The sequence below is a fragment of the Amphibacillus sediminis NBRC 103570 genome (genome assembly GCF_001552275.1).
Lineage (GTDB): Bacteria > Bacillota > Bacilli > Bacillales > Amphibacillaceae > Amphibacillus_B > Amphibacillus_B sediminis.
Genome location: NZ_BCQW01000001.1, coordinates 266,959 through 281,901, shown reverse-complemented (window position 1 = coordinate 281,901; position 14,943 = coordinate 266,959). Strand labels below are relative to the sequence as shown.

Here is a 14,943-nt window from a genome sequence, read left to right as displayed (position 1 = left end):
GTCTTGTAATTGGCATGGTGATTTGGGATGGTAGTTTTTTTACGCAGTACATATGATATATCAAAAGATAGCTATGATCCAGAGAAGAGCATGATGACAAAATTACAGTTTCAATTAATCCAAGCTGGCATTAATGCTGCAAGTAGCCATAATATGCAGCCATGGAAAATTAAGATGATCGATCAAAACACTTTCTCATTATATGCTGATCTTGATAAGCATCTACCTGTGATTGATCCAGATTATAAACAGCTTTTAATGGGACAAGGCACGTTTCTCAGCACAATAAGAAATGCTGCTTCACAATTAGGAGTAGAGCTTGATATTGCCTATCATCAGCTTGATATGAATCAATCTCATCCATTAATTGCCACTTTGACCACTAACAGTGACACGAAATCGGACATGGATACTTTGTCAACCGCATCAATTGGCAATAGCTCTGACAAGAAAGAAATTAACTATGACGAGCTGACACTTCTTATGCATGACCTTATTCCAACCTTAGAAGTTAAATGGATCGATAAAGATAACCTACCGCAATTCCAAAACTACTTATATCATGCAACTGTAATTGAAGCTGAAGATCAAGATGCAATGGAGGAAATGTTGTCCGTATTTCGCTTTACAAAGTGGGAGAAAAACAAATACAAATACGGCTTATCTTTGAATAATATTCGACCACCATTCAGGACTTTTGTGCAACCAATTGTTGGTATCACAGCAAAATGGAGTAGCTTTGGACAGTCAACCATCTCTAGTTTTGAACAAAGGTTAGAAAAAGAAGAGCATTATCTTGTCTTGACCATTGATAATCCGTCGCCTTCAGATTATATTCAAGTAGGTGAAGTGATCGCCCAATTACCTCAACATATAAATGGGTACACCTTACGACCTGCCGTCCAAATCTTACAACCGTTAGAGGGGATGGATCAGCTCTACCATAGCATGAGAGAAGTGTTTGAACTGAAGGGTGAGGTTGTCCAAATTATAGGTTTTTCTGAGAAAGAGAATACTTATCATGAATCCGTTCGACATCGGGTTAGTGATCTGATCATAGAATAGAGAACGTCTTCTCTTGTTTGCTAAATCGTTAAAAAGGCAAAACTGCCTCACCAAAATAATTTACTTTTGACCGCGAGTCATTTGGGCTCGCTTTTTTCTTGTTTACTAAATATGATCTGCTAGATCCATTATGATCAGGTCAATCACCCAACCCTTTAGCTTCACCTATGCGTCGAACCCCCCACTGAACGAAATTTCACTTTATGCAAATTGACACATTTCCGTTAACTTCGATTTAACAGTTAGGCTCTCCTATTTGATAAATTCAACTGTAACTTCAGTAGAATAACTTGATTAATAAAATGAGATGTACTAAGATACATGAAGGATAAACATGACCTTGCTTTTGTAATTGTCGGATTAACATTTGAAAGTTCTATGTAGAAAGGAGAAATAAACGATGATTAATTCAGTCTATATACACATTCCTTTCTGTGAGAAAATTTGTCATTATTGTGATTTTACCAAGTTCTTTTATCAGGAGCAGATGGCGGATGATTATTTAATCGCATTAGCAAAAGAAATGGACTATTATTTCAAGGATGATGATAGTAAGAAGGCGATGCGAACTATATTTGTAGGTGGCGGAACGCCAACAGCACTAAATGTTACTCAACTTAAGACACTTCTCAAACTCATTGAACGACATTTTGCTATTGACTTAGTTAAAGAATATACATTTGAGGCTAATCCGGGTGATTTAAATGAAGATAAGATTAAATTGCTAAAAGCATATGGAGTTAATCGTATCTCAATGGGGGTTCAAGTATTTGATAATCAGTTACTAGAGGAGCTTGGCCGATTACATCGTGTTAAGGATGTCGACCACAATATTGATATGCTTCACAAACACGATCTTAATAATGTTAGCATTGATTTAATGTATGGCTTACCGGGCCAAACGGTCGATGGCTTTCGAGCTTCTATTGCTAAAGCACTTTCTTATGATTTACCGCATTATTCATCATATTGTTTGCAAATTGAGCCAAAGACCATTTTTTATCAACGTTATCAAAAGGGGAAACTAAATAAGCCACCTGAAGAAATAGAAGCCGAAATGTTTCAACTCTTGATCCAGGAAATGGAGCGACATGGCAAGCATCAATATGAAATTAGTAATTTTGCTGAGATGGGTGCTGAAAGTCAACATAACTTAACCTATTGGGATAATCAGCATTATTATGGATTTGGTGCAGGTGCACATGGTTATTTACCTGGTCAAAGGATTGTTAATCTACGTCCTTTTCCGGCATATGTTAAAGAAGCTAAAAACACTGGGCGTCCTGTTTTGCATGTAGAAAGGATAGGCAAAAAGGAGCAGATTGAAGAAGAACTGTTTCTTGGGCTTAGGAAACGATCTGGTGTGAGTAGGACAACTTTTTCGTCAAAGTATGGTGTCGCACTGGAGCGATTGTATGATCAACAGATTCAAACGCTAATCGCAAAAGGATGGTTAGAAGAATTTCAAGATGGTATTCGCATGACAGAGCAGGGACAATTATTTGGTAATGATGTCTTTCAACAGTTTTTATTAGATGATGAGATTGAGTCAATAATCAAATAGACGACGGCATGGTTTTTAAGCAAGAGCATTGACAACTTCATATGGATTTGATACTTTATTAATAGAATTAGCACTCGATAGGTAAGAGTGCTAACAGAGGTGATCATCAATGTTAACCAACCGTCAACTTTTGATATTGCAGGTGATTATTGATGAGTTCATTCAAACGGCTCAACCGATAGGTTCCCGAGCAATATCAAAAAAAGAGCAAATAACGTTCAGTCCTGCTACCATTCGTAATGAAATGGCGGATTTGGAAGAAATGGGGTTTATTGAAAAAACCCATTCATCGTCAGGACGTGTACCATCAGAAAAAGGTTATCGTTTCTATGTTGATCATTTGTTATTGCCGTTTCACCTGTCAGCTAAAGATCAGCGGGAGATAACAAGTGTCTTTGAACAAGATTTAGTAGAATTTGAGCAAGTGGTCCAGAAGTCTGTTCGTGTTTTGTCTGATTTAACCAATTACACGTCGATTATTTTGGGTCCTGAGGTTTATGCGACCACACTTAAACAATTACAAATTGTTCACTTATCTCCAAGTACTGCTATCGCCATTTTAGTTACGAATACAGGACATGTTGAGCATCGTTCTTTCTCGATACCAGCTCAAATTAAAGCTTCTGATTTGGAGAAACTTGTCAACATTTTAAATGAAAAGTTGGTTGGTATCCCGATAGTAGAGTTGCATGATCGGCTACAGAAAGAATTGTCATTAATTATAAATCAATATGTTAATGATGTTGAAATAGCTTTTAGCTACTTAAAAGGAGCATTGTTTGATCAACAGCCAACAAATGTTTATATTGGTGGTATCACCAATATGATGCTTCAGCCTGAATTCAGTGACGTTACAAAAGTTCATTCTCTTTATTCTATTATAGAGAAAGAGGATTTAATGGCTAAAGTGCTAAGGTCGAATCAGCAGGGAATTCAAATATCGATTGGACAAGAGAACAAAGTACATGAAATGCAGGATTGTAGCCTTATTACTGCTACTTACTCACTAGCTGGTGAGCAAGTTGGAACCATTGCTTTATTAGGACCTAAACGGATGGAATATTCTAGGGTTATTTCATTATTAAATCTTTTATCAAATCAAATGTCTGATACATTCCACCAATGGTAATAATGTTTATTCAGTTGATTTTTTGGACGGCAAGGAATTCGCATTTAAATTCATTTGCGTCTTCCTTGCTGCTTCCTTGCTATGCAAACTTACCTTATTGGCGAGTTAATTAATTTTAGAAGTGTATCATATAGGAGGTGAACATCATGGAGGAAACAAATAAAACCAAGCATGATGATCAGGATATAAATAAAGCTGAGAAAGATACAACTGAAGAAGAGGTTGTAACAGATGTAGAACAAGAACTTGTTGATGATAATGATCATGACTCTGAAGCTGTAAGTGATGAACTGAAGCAGCTAGAAGCAGAAAAAGAAGAGATCTACCAAAAATTATTACGGATTCAAGCAGAGTACGATAATTTCCGTAAACGTACTCAACGAGAAAAAGCTGCTGATCTTAAATACAAGTCCCAATCGCTTGTAACGGAATTATTACCCGTTGTTGACAACTTTGAGCGTGCTTTACAAACGAAGCCAGATAGCGAACAAGCACAATCTTTTGTAGAAGGAATTGAAATGGTCTACCGACAATTACAGACTGCTCTCGAAAAGGAAGGAGTCGAAGTAATTGAAACGGTCGGACAGCCATTTGATCCTAATGTCCATCAAGCTGTGTTACAGGTAGAAGATGATAGCTACGAGTCCAACACAGTTGTTGAAGAAATGCAAAAAGGCTATCGCCTAAAAGATCGTGTGATTAGACCAGCAATGGTGAAGGTCAATCAATAGTTACATAGGTAAATGAAGGAGGAAATAGAAGATGAGTAAAATTATCGGTATTGATTTAGGTACAACTAACTCTTGTGTGTCAGTAATGGAAGGTGGAGAAGCCAAAGTTATTCCAAACCCAGAAGGGAGCCGAACAACAGCTTCTGTTGTTTCATTCAAAAATGGAGAGCGCCAGGTAGGCGAAGTCGCTAAACGCCAAGCGATTACAAACCCAAATACGATTTTATCAATTAAACGTCATATGGGTACAGATTACAAAGTCGAGATTGAAGGTAAAGCTTATACACCTCAGGAAATTTCCGCCATTATTTTACAGTATATTAAATCATATGCTGAAGATTATTTAGGCGAAAAGGTTGAAAAAGCAGTTATTACCGTACCTGCCTATTTTAATGATGCTGAGCGTCAAGCAACAAAGGATGCCGGTAAAATTGCCGGATTAGAAGTTGAGCGTATTATTAATGAGCCGACAGCAGCTGCATTAGCATATGGAATTGATAAAGGAGATCAAGATCAGACTGTCCTTGTTTATGACCTTGGTGGCGGTACATTTGATGTGTCAATCTTAGATATTGGTGATGGTACATTTGAAGTAGTCGCAACTGCAGGTGATAATCGACTGGGTGGTGACGATTTTGACCAAGTCATTATCGATCACATGGTAGCAGAATTTAAAAAAGAAAATGGTATTGATCTTTCCCAAGATAAGATGGCTCTTCAACGCCTAAAGGATGCTGCTGAAAAAGCGAAAAAAGATCTATCCGGTGTTGGCCAGACACAAATTTCATTACCGTTTATTACAGCTGGTGAGGCTGGACCACTGCACTTAGAAATGAGTTTGACACGTGCTAAATTTGATGAGCTTTCTGCAGATTTAGTCGAACGGACAATGGGTCCAACCCGACAAGCTCTAAAGGATGCAGGATTAAGTGCATCTGACATTAATAAAGTATTGCTAGTAGGTGGATCAACACGTATTCCTGCTGTACAAGAAGCGATTAAAAGAGAGATAGGACAAGAGCCTTCAAAAGGTGTTAATCCGGATGAAGTTGTGGCATTAGGTGCGGCTATTCAAGGGGGCGTGCTGCAAGGTGATGTAAAAGACGTCGTTCTCCTTGATGTTACACCATTATCATTAGGTATTGAAACGATGGGTGGGGTAACAACAAAATTAATAGAGCGAAATACAACAATTCCTACCAGTCATTCTCAGGTATTCTCTACTGCAGCAGATAATCAAACAGCGGTAGATATTCACGTTCTCCAAGGGGAGCGCGAGATGGCAGCAGACAACAAAACCCTTGGTCGCTTCCAATTAACCGATATTCCACCAGCTCCTCGAGGAGTTCCGCAAATTGAGGTATCATTTGATATCGATGCAAACGGAATCGTAAACGTTCGTGCGAAGGACTTAGGTACAAATAAAGAACAATCCATTACCATTAAATCATCTTCAGGTCTTTCTGATGAAGAAGTTGATCAAATGATTAAAGACGCTGAAGAGAATGCAGAAGCGGATAAAAAGCGCCGCGAGGAAATTGATTTGCGCAATGAAGCCGATCAACTTGTCTTCCAGACAGATAAAGTTCTTAAAGATCTCGGTGATAAAGTTTCAGAAGATGAGAAGAAAAAAGCTGAAGCGGCTAAAGATGAATTGAAAACAGCACTCGAAAATAACGATCTCGAAGCGATTAAAGCCAAGAAGGAAGCTTTAGAGCAAGAGGTTCAAGGCTTATCAATGAAGCTTTACCAGCAAGCACAAGAGGCTGCGCAAGCTCAACAAGGGGCAGAGCAATCTGGGGCTGATGATGTTGTCGATGCTGATTACGAAGAAGTAGATGACGAAGAAAATAAATAAAAATGGTAAAGTTCTAGAAGTCAAAGTCAGGTTATACTTGGCTTTGACTTTTGTCCTGTTAGCGTGAAATGTTTCTTTACTTTATCGCAGTGTAACTGGCTGGGGCTGCGATTACTCGCCCCATCGAAGGGCTTTTGTAGGCCTCCCACTTCAAGAAATAAAGGAACTCGTCATGTCTAAGCGGGAGATCCAACAGCCAGTAAAAGCCCGATTGGTTCAACTAACGTTCAGTGTGGGAGAGAGGAAGCTGACTAAGTTTGCGACGTTATGTCACAACGTCTGCACGAGCACATCCTATGCGTCGAACCCCCCCACTGAACGAAGTTTTTCTTTATCAATGGGAGCACTCGAAAATTATTTAAGGACATCGACATTTAAGAAGCAGAAATACAATTAAAATAGATAGTTGTTTAGGTACAGCCTTTAGTGTTATGATAAAAGTTATGCAGTAGATGAGACGGGAGTGACTAGAGATATGAGCAAGCGTGATTATTATGAAGTATTAGGCGTGAGTAAAAGTGCATCAAAAGAAGAAATAAAAAAAGCCTATCGAAAATTAGCTCGAAAATATCATCCGGATGTTAATAAAGATCCGGATGCCCCTGATAAATTTAAAGAAGCTAAAGAAGCATATGAAGTCCTAAATAATGATCAGAAAAGAGCCCAATATGACCAATTTGGGCATGCTGGTCCTCAAAGCCAAGGCTTTGGCGGCAGTGGCTTTGGTGGGGAAGACTTTGGCGGCTTTGGCGACATCTTTGATATGTTCTTTGGCGGGGGCGGTCGTAGAGATCCAAATGCACCTAGACAAGGTAACGACCTTCAATATACAATGGTGCTTGAATTTGAAGAGGCGATCTTTGGTAAAGAAACCGATATTCGTATCCCTAAAGACGAAACGTGTGAAACCTGCCATGGATCAGGAGCAAAACCAGGAACGCATCCTGAAACATGTACCCATTGTAAAGGTAGTGGGCAGCTTAACATGGAACAAAATACACCATTTGGCCGTGTTGTAAATAAGCGAGTTTGCCATTACTGTAATGGAACAGGTAAACAGATTAAAGAGAAATGCTCAACCTGTCATGGAAAAGGTAAAGTCAAAAAACAGAAGAAAATACACATCAGTATCCCGGCGGGTATTGATGATGGTCAACAGATTCGAATCGCTGGTCAAGGGGAACCTGGGGTTAATGGCGGACCTGCTGGTGATTTATACGTTGTGGTACAAGTTAAGGCACATGAGTTTTACGAAAGAGATGGCGACCATATTTTTTGTGAAATGCCGTTAACTTATGCTCAAGCCGCACTTGGAGATGAAATTGAGATTCCAACTGTTCATGGTAAGGTAAAACTTAAGATCCCTGCAGGGACACAAACAGGTAAAACCTTTAGGCTAAAAGGGAAAGGTGCACCAAATGTACGAGGCTACGGTCATGGTGATCAGCACGTTCGGATGCGAATTATTACGCCTACTAATCTGACAGCTAAACAGAAAGAATTATTACGTGAATTTAATGACTTGAGCGGCTATGAGCCAACAGGGGAAAATGAAGAATCTTTTTTTAGCAAGGTGAAGCGAGCATTTAAGGGTGAATAAGCTGGTTCAAATTAATTCCCTAAGGAAAAGAGTTGATCAATGTGAAATGGTCTGAATTGTGTATTCATACGACAAATGAAGCGATTGAACCAATATCAAACATTCTCCACGAAGCCGGCGCTAGTGGGGTTGTTATAGAAGACGCTGAGGATTTTGGCAGAGAGAGATCGACCGAATTTGGTGAAATATATGAGTTAGATCCCACTGATTATCCTGAAGAGGGTGTTGTGTTAAAAGCATACTTGCCGATTAATAGTTTTCTAGGGGAATCAGTTGAACAAATAAAACAAGCGATAAATCAATTGCTTGTTTATAATATTGATCTCGGACACAATCGGATTACTGTAAGTGAAGTTAATGAAGAGGAATGGGCATCGGCATGGAAGAAATACTATAAACCTGTTAAAATTTCAGGCCGCATTACGATTACCCCAACTTGGGAGAATTATCAACCTGTTTCAACAGATGAGTTAATAATTGAATTGGATCCGGGGATGGCTTTCGGTACGGGGACACACCCAACAACAGTTTTAAGTATACAGGCATTAGAAAAGTATCTTCAATCAGACCAGACAGTCATTGATGTTGGAACAGGTTCAGGAGTTTTAAGTATTACAGCTGCTTTACTTGGTGCGAAAGCTGTCTTTGGCTATGACCTTGATGATATAGCAGTAAAGGCAGCAAAAATAAATACCAAGCTAAATAAGGTCGACAATATTGTCACGGTTAAACAAAATAATCTACTGAATCATGTGGAGATTAATCCAGATATGATTGTTGCCAATATATTGGCCGAGGTTATATTACGATTTGAAAAGGATGCCTTTCGTTTACTTAAACCCGGTGGTCTCTTTATAACATCTGGTATTATCCAAGCAAGAAAACAAGACGTAAAACAGGCCTTAGTGAAAGCAGGCTTTGATATTGTTGAGGTCAATCAAATGGAAGACTGGATCTCCATAATTGCCCAAAAACCTTATCAATAAAGAGGTGGAGAATACATGCAACGCTATTTTGTTGATCAACAGAATTGGGACAGAGATACGGTTACCATTACGGGTGATGATGTCCATCATATTGCTAGAGTAATGCGGATGGGGATAGGAGATCAGGTGACGTGTACAAACACAGCAGGTCGATCTGCAGTCTGCCAAATTGAGGCTATTTCTGATACGATTAAATTAACAATATTGAAGTGGGTATCACATACTGCTGAACTGCCCATTCATGTTATGGTTGCTCAAGGAATACCAAAAGGTGATAAATTTGACTTCATTATTCAAAAAGGTACTGAGTTAGGTGCTCATGGCTTTATTCCATTTCAAGCGACGCGGTCTATTGTAAAATGGGATGAGAAGAAGCAGACAAAAAAGCGTGAGCGGTGGCAAAAAATTGCGAAAGAGGCAAGTGAACAAGCACATCGTTCGATACTACCAAGTATTAAGTCATGGCATAATTTGAATCAGCTGATTCAAGCAAGTCAGTCATTTGATCATAAATTTGTTGCCTATGAGGAGACAACAAGAGATATTAAAGTAAAGAAACTAGATCAATATTATCAAGCTATTCAAGAGCATGATAGTGCGCTATTCGTCATTGGACCTGAAGGTGGTTTAACCGAATCAGAAGTAGAAAAGCTTTATCAAGCAGAATTTATTCCAGTCAGACTAGGTCCGCGCATTTTAAGAACTGAAACAGCATCGTTATACGCATTGGCTAGTTTATCATACTACTTCGAGGAAACGGAGTGATTTCATTGACAACAGTGGCTTTTCACACACTAGGCTGTAAAGTAAATCATTATGAAACTGAAGGTATTTGGCAAAAATTTAAAGAACAGGGCTATGAACGGGTGGACTTTGACCGAGAAGCTGATGTTTATGTTATTAATACATGTACGGTGACCAATACAGGAGATAAAAAAAGTAGACAGGTTATTAGACGTGCTATTCGGAAAAACCCGGAAGCCATTGTTTGTGTCACGGGTTGTTATGCTCAAATTTCTCCAGGAGAAATTATGGAGATTCCAGGAGTAGATGTTGTTGTTGGTACGCAAGATCGTAATAAAATGCTTGCCTATATTGAGGAGCACCAGCAAACTCGTCAGCCGATTAATGGTGTAGCTAACATCATGAAAAATCGCGTATTTGAAGAAATGGATGTCCCAGTCTTTTCTGACCGTACACGTGCTTCACTTAAAATTCAAGAAGGCTGCAATAATTTTTGCACATTCTGCATTATTCCTTGGTCCCGAGGCCTACTACGCTCTAGAAAACCTGAAAATGTCTTAAAACAAGCGCAACAACTTGTTGAAGCAGGTTATCAAGAAATTGTTTTAACAGGCATCCACACCGCTGGATATGGAGAAGACTTTAAAGATTACGACTTTGCCGATTTACTTACGGATTTAGAGACAAAAGTAAATGGACTAAAACGGATTCGAATTTCTTCCATTGAAGCTAGCCAAATTACAGAAAAGGTCATGCAAGTTATTGACCGCTCAGAAAAAATCGTACGCCACTTGCATGTTCCATTACAAGCAGGATCTGATCGAGTATTGGAACGAATGCGTCGAAAATATACGACTTCGTTCTATAAACAACAGATTGATCGCTTGAAACAAGCATTGCCTGGATTAGCAATTACTTCTGATGTTATTGTTGGTTTTCCGGGTGAAACAGACGAAGAATTTTTAGAGACTTATCAATTTATTCAAGAAATAGGTTTTTCTGAACTTCATGTGTTTCCATATTCGAAACGGACAGGAACTCCAGCGGCTAAAATGGATGATCAAGTAGATGATGAGGTCAAGAATCATCGTGTTCATCAATTGATAGCTTTATCAGAACAACAAGCTAAAGCTTACGCCTCTAATTATGAAGGTGAAGTGGTTGAGGTTATTCCTGAAGAGGTTGAACAGCATGAAGAAGGGGAACAACTATTGATTGGCTATTCTGATAATTATTTGAAAGTACAGTTCACTGGTCCAGCAGAATTGATTGGAAAAATTGTTCGAGTTAAAATTACCAAAGCTGGTTATCCAGTTAATGTAGGAAGTTTTGTTCGTGTGATGGATTCACCAAACCTAACTTCAACTCTATCAAGCTAAGAAGGCTTTTACGTTCAATTAGTTTGCTAATAAATATAAAGTTGACCTAGTAAAAGCGTTATATTATAATGTCATAGAGACAAATGCATCGTGTACATCTGTCTTATAAATTGTTGGATGCTTCGGAGGGAGGGAAATTAGCATGTCAAATACAACTCGCGTTCGTAAAAACGAGTCTCTTGAAGATGCTCTTCGTCGCTTTAAACGCAGTGTATCAAAATCAGGTACATTGTCAGAATATCGTAAGCGTGAATTTTATGAAAAACCAAGTGTTCGTCGCAAGAAAAAGTCTGAGGCGGCAAGAAAGCGTAAGTAATTTTTAATATAAGAATAGATAATTATTTTATCCATTCTTATAAAGAGGGTGTAGAAGGAATGTCATTGTTAGAAAGTCTGAATCAAGATATGAAACAAGCCATGCGTAATAAGGAAAAGCAGAAGCTTAGTGTTATTCGGATGGTAAAGGCTTCATTACAAAATGAAGCAATAAAGCTTGGTAAAGACAATTTATCAGAAGAAGAAGAACTAACGGTTTTAGCTCGTGAGCTAAAACAAAGAAAAGATTCCCTCCGTGAGTTTAAAGAAGCTGGACGCGATGATCTTGTAGAAAATTTAACGGTTGAATTAGATGTTTTACAAGCCTATATGCCAGAGCAGTTATCTGCAGAAGAGCTCGAACAGATTGTAATAGAGACAATTGCAGAGGTTAAGGCAACCTCGAAGAAAGAAATGGGTAAAGTGATGGGTGCGCTTATGCCAAAAGTTAAAGGCAAAGCGGATGGAACAGAAGTGAACAAACTCGTTCAAAAGCATTTATCATAATACACAATGAAAGCCAAATAAAGCAAAAGTCCCTTACCATATTTAAGTATGGTAGGGGATTTTTTGCTTTGTTCATGATATACTAGAAAGGAAGTAAATGCTTTAGCTTTTATAACACTTTCCGTGGGTGGAGTAAAGGAGGTGGTGTAATGCGTATACGGTTAAGATATATGGCCATTCTAATCATAATGATCAATGCACTGTTTTTGATTCAGTCAAAAGTAATCTATGCTCAAACAGATGGCGAAGGCCAACTTGTCTACATCATTCCAATTGAAAAAGAAGTAGAGCGTGGTTTAGAGGCATTTCTGCGTCGAACGACGACAGAGGCTATCGAAGAAAATGCCGATCATATTATCTTTGAAATTAATACCCCAGGAGGACGTGTGGATGCAGCCAATAATATAGGAGAGATTTTACAGGCTATCGATATTCCGATGACAGCATACATACGAAGCCAAGCTTTATCAGCAGGTTCTTATATTGCTTTATTTGCCGATTATATTTACATGAATCCTCAAGCAACAATGGGGGCGAGCGGTATCATCACGGGTGATGGTAATGCTGCAGATGATAAGGCGCAGTCTTATTGGCTAGAGGCGATGGCAAGTGCTGCTGAGGCTAAAGGGAGAGACCGCTTGTATGCAGAAGCAATGGCTGATCCAAGTATTGATTTACCTGAATACAATGCCCCTGCTGGTAAATATCTGACATTAGGACCGACAGCAGCTCTAGAAGTAGGCTATTCCGAAGGGACAGTAAATCATCGAACTGAATTACTTAACCAATTGGATCTTTCAAAGGCAGAAATAGTAGAAGTTGAACCGACTATTGCAGAGGAGATTGCTCGCTTTTTAACCAATTCAACTGTGATCTCAATATTGCTTTCTTTAGCTGGGCTTGGTTTAATTGTTGAGATATATTCTCCAGGCTTTGGTGTGCCCGGATCAATTGGTATCTCATCATTAATTCTATTCTTTTATGGTCATGCAGTCGCTGGTCTTGCTGGTTACGAGGTCCTAGCCCTTGTTGTAATCGGAATCAGCTTAATTGTAGCGGAATTTTTTGTTCCAGGAGGTGTGTTGGGAGCGCTTGGGACACTAAGTATTGTCGCCTCCATGTTCTTTGCTTCAGGAAATATTCGTCAAATGAGCATAAGTCTACTGATTGCTTTAGTTGTGACGATAACTGTAGCTGTGATCTTATACAAGCGCATTGGTCTTGAAAAAGGATTATTTAAGCACATCATTCTTAACGATGCAGAAACCCCCGACCGCGGCTATGTTTCCACGATCAGTCGTGAAGAGTTGTTGGGGCAAGAAGGTATCACTGTTACGCCACTAAGACCATCCGGGGCAGCTAAAATTAACAATGAGCGAATAGATGTTGTCACAGAAGGCGGTTTTATTACGCATAATAAAACCATTGAGGTTATTAGTGTTGCGGGCTCGCGGATTGTTGTTAGAGAGAAATTGCAGAAGGAGGAAGATTAGATGGATCCATTTCTTGAATTTATGCCAGTTATTCTTATTGGTATAATCATTATCTTAGTTGTCATTTTATTAACGTTCATTCCAGTAGCGCTTTGGATTAGTGCCTTAGCTGCTGGTGTACGTGTAAGTATTTTTACGCTAATTGGTATGCGGTTGCGTCGTGTTGTACCAAATCGTGTGATTAATCCACTAATTAAAGCACATAAAGCTGGGGTGGGTGTTTCGATTAATCAATTGGAAAGTCACTATTTAGCGGGTGGTAATGTTGACCGTGTAGTTAATGCGTTAATTGCCGCGCAACGTGCAAATATTGAATTAAGCTTTGAACGAGGTGCAGCCATTGATTTGGCTGGTCGTGATGTACTTGAAGCCGTTCAAATGAGTGTTAATCCTAAAGTCATTGAAACACCATTTATTGCTGGTATTGCAATGGATGGTATCGAGGTGAAAGCAAAGGCAAGAATCACTGTTCGAGCGAACATTGATCGCTTAGTCGGAGGGGCAGGCGAGGAAACCGTTATTGCTCGTGTAGGTGAGGGTGTTGTTAGTACCATTGGTAGCTCAACTTCACATAAAATGGTACTTGAGAATCCAGATTCCATCTCTCACAATGTCTTAAATCGTGGTCTTGATGCAGGAACTGCATTTGAGATTCTGTCGATTGATATTGCAGATGTTGACATCGGCAAAAATATCGGAGCGATTTTACAGACTGATCAAGCAGAAGCTGATAAGAACATTGCTCAGGCAAAAGCCGAAGAGCGACGGGCAATGGCCGTGGCGCAAGAACAAGAGATGGTAGCGCGTGTTCAAGAAATGCGTGCTAAAGTAGTGGAAGCGGAAGCTGATGTACCTTTAGCTTTAGCTGAAGCATTACGATCTGGAAACTTAGGTGTCATGGACTATATGAATTATAAGAATATCAATGCAGATACGGATATGAGAGATTCAATCGGCAAAATGACAGAAGATGATTCTGATGAAGAATAATCAAGTAATTTGAAGGGCGTGAGCTGATGGAAGATCTTATCGTTCCAGTCATAACCTTTTTTCTTATCATAGGCGGCAGCTTGTTCAAGAATTATGTTGGTAATCAAAGTGAAAAAGAGCAACAAGCTAAGCGTAGACCGATGGTTAACCAACCAAAGTCTACCATGCAACAGAGACAAACAATGCGATCAGAAACGCCTAATCGCAAACCAAATCAAGTTAAGAATCAAGCAAAGTCGAGTTCAGAGGTAGACAAAAAGGCCCAGCTTGAACAATTAAAGCAAACCTTAACTGATAAACGTGAACAAAAAATTAGACATTTACAATCTGTTACCAGAAATTCGAGCAGAAAGTCAGTTTCAACTAACAGAAGTCGAGATAACGCTGCTAAATCAAAATCCTTTAATATAAAACGGAACATTAGTGGAAAAGGTTTAGCTACAAGTGTTGTCATGGCGGAGGTTTTAGGGCCACCACGCTCAAAAAAACCTTATTCAATCCGATCAGTGAGATAATAAGCCTTACCTTAAAAATAACCAAGTAGAACTACTTGGTTATTTTTATATGGACTGCTCAACATTA

At 39.1% G+C, this 14,943-nt stretch carries 14 protein-coding genes; all 14 read left to right on the top strand.

Translation table 11 applies throughout. The features are described 5' to 3' along the window. Positions 1 to 27: 27 nt before the first annotated feature. The 14 genes from ASE01S_RS01390 to ASE01S_RS01325 all read left to right on the top strand — a co-directional run bounded on the left by ASE01S_RS01390 (position 28) and on the right by ASE01S_RS01325 (position 14,876). Positions 28 to 1,065: a hypothetical protein gene (locus ASE01S_RS01390; RefSeq protein ID WP_067837098.1), complete on the top strand. Its 1,038-nt coding sequence runs from the start codon at positions 28 to 30 to the stop codon at positions 1,063 to 1,065. A 400-nt stretch (positions 1,066 to 1,465) separates the two neighbouring features. Further along, positions 1,466 to 2,629 (top strand): radical SAM family heme chaperone HemW, encoded by a 1,164-nt coding sequence (gene hemW, locus ASE01S_RS01385; RefSeq protein WP_067837095.1) that lies wholly within the window; start codon positions 1,466 to 1,468, stop codon positions 2,627 to 2,629. A 109-nt stretch (positions 2,630 to 2,738) separates the two neighbouring features. Continuing rightward, positions 2,739 to 3,758, top strand: a complete 1,020-nt coding sequence (gene hrcA / locus ASE01S_RS01380) for a heat-inducible transcriptional repressor HrcA (protein ID WP_067837091.1) — start codon at positions 2,739 to 2,741, stop codon at positions 3,756 to 3,758. A gap of 146 nt (positions 3,759 to 3,904) precedes the next feature. Beyond that, on the top strand, positions 3,905 to 4,489 hold the full coding sequence (gene grpE, locus ASE01S_RS01375) for a nucleotide exchange factor GrpE (protein ID WP_067837087.1): 585 nt from the start codon (positions 3,905 to 3,907) through the stop codon (positions 4,487 to 4,489). A gap of 31 nt (positions 4,490 to 4,520) precedes the next feature. Next, positions 4,521 to 6,347, top strand: coding sequence for a molecular chaperone DnaK (dnaK, locus tag ASE01S_RS01370; RefSeq protein ID WP_067837084.1), 1,827 nt, complete (start codon positions 4,521 to 4,523; stop codon positions 6,345 to 6,347). Between the two features lie 475 nt (positions 6,348 to 6,822). Beyond that, positions 6,823 to 7,947 carry a molecular chaperone DnaJ gene (gene dnaJ, locus ASE01S_RS01365; protein WP_067837081.1) on the top strand — a complete coding sequence of 375 codons (1,125 nt, stop codon included), beginning with the start codon at positions 6,823 to 6,825 and terminating at the stop codon, positions 7,945 to 7,947. A gap of 41 nt (positions 7,948 to 7,988) precedes the next feature. Then, positions 7,989 to 8,933, top strand: a complete 945-nt coding sequence (prmA, locus tag ASE01S_RS01360) for a 50S ribosomal protein L11 methyltransferase (RefSeq protein ID WP_067837078.1) — start codon at positions 7,989 to 7,991, stop codon at positions 8,931 to 8,933. 15 nt (positions 8,934 to 8,948) lie between these two features. After that, complete coding sequence (locus ASE01S_RS01355; RefSeq protein ID WP_067837075.1) at positions 8,949 to 9,698, top strand: 16S rRNA (uracil(1498)-N(3))-methyltransferase; 750 nt, start codon at positions 8,949 to 8,951, stop codon at positions 9,696 to 9,698. Positions 9,699 to 9,703: 5 nt separating this feature from the next. After that, positions 9,704 to 11,056, top strand: coding sequence for a tRNA (N(6)-L-threonylcarbamoyladenosine(37)-C(2))-methylthiotransferase MtaB (gene mtaB, locus ASE01S_RS01350; protein ID WP_067837492.1), 1,353 nt, complete (start codon positions 9,704 to 9,706; stop codon positions 11,054 to 11,056). Between the two features lie 142 nt (positions 11,057 to 11,198). Next, a complete protein-coding gene (gene rpsU, locus ASE01S_RS01345; protein WP_067837072.1) occupies positions 11,199 to 11,372 on the top strand; it encodes a 30S ribosomal protein S21 in 174 nt (57 codons plus the stop codon). 59 nt (positions 11,373 to 11,431) lie between these two features. After that, the gene (locus tag ASE01S_RS01340) at positions 11,432 to 11,878 is read left to right on the top strand and encodes a GatB/YqeY domain-containing protein (protein ID WP_067837066.1); all 447 of its coding nucleotides are present in this window, start codon (positions 11,432 to 11,434) and stop codon (positions 11,876 to 11,878) included. 149 nt (positions 11,879 to 12,027) lie between these two features. Then, a complete protein-coding gene (locus tag ASE01S_RS01335; RefSeq protein ID WP_067837063.1) occupies positions 12,028 to 13,371 on the top strand; it encodes an NfeD family protein in 1,344 nt (447 codons plus the stop codon). After that, on the top strand, positions 13,372 to 14,361 hold the full coding sequence (gene floA, locus ASE01S_RS01330; protein WP_067837059.1) for a flotillin-like protein FloA: 990 nt from the start codon (positions 13,372 to 13,374) through the stop codon (positions 14,359 to 14,361). It begins immediately after the preceding gene. A gap of 26 nt (positions 14,362 to 14,387) precedes the next feature. Continuing rightward, positions 14,388 to 14,876 carry a YqfB family membrane protein gene (locus ASE01S_RS01325; protein ID WP_067837056.1) on the top strand — a complete coding sequence of 163 codons (489 nt, stop codon included), beginning with the start codon at positions 14,388 to 14,390 and terminating at the stop codon, positions 14,874 to 14,876. Positions 14,877 to 14,943: the final 67 nt, after the last annotated feature.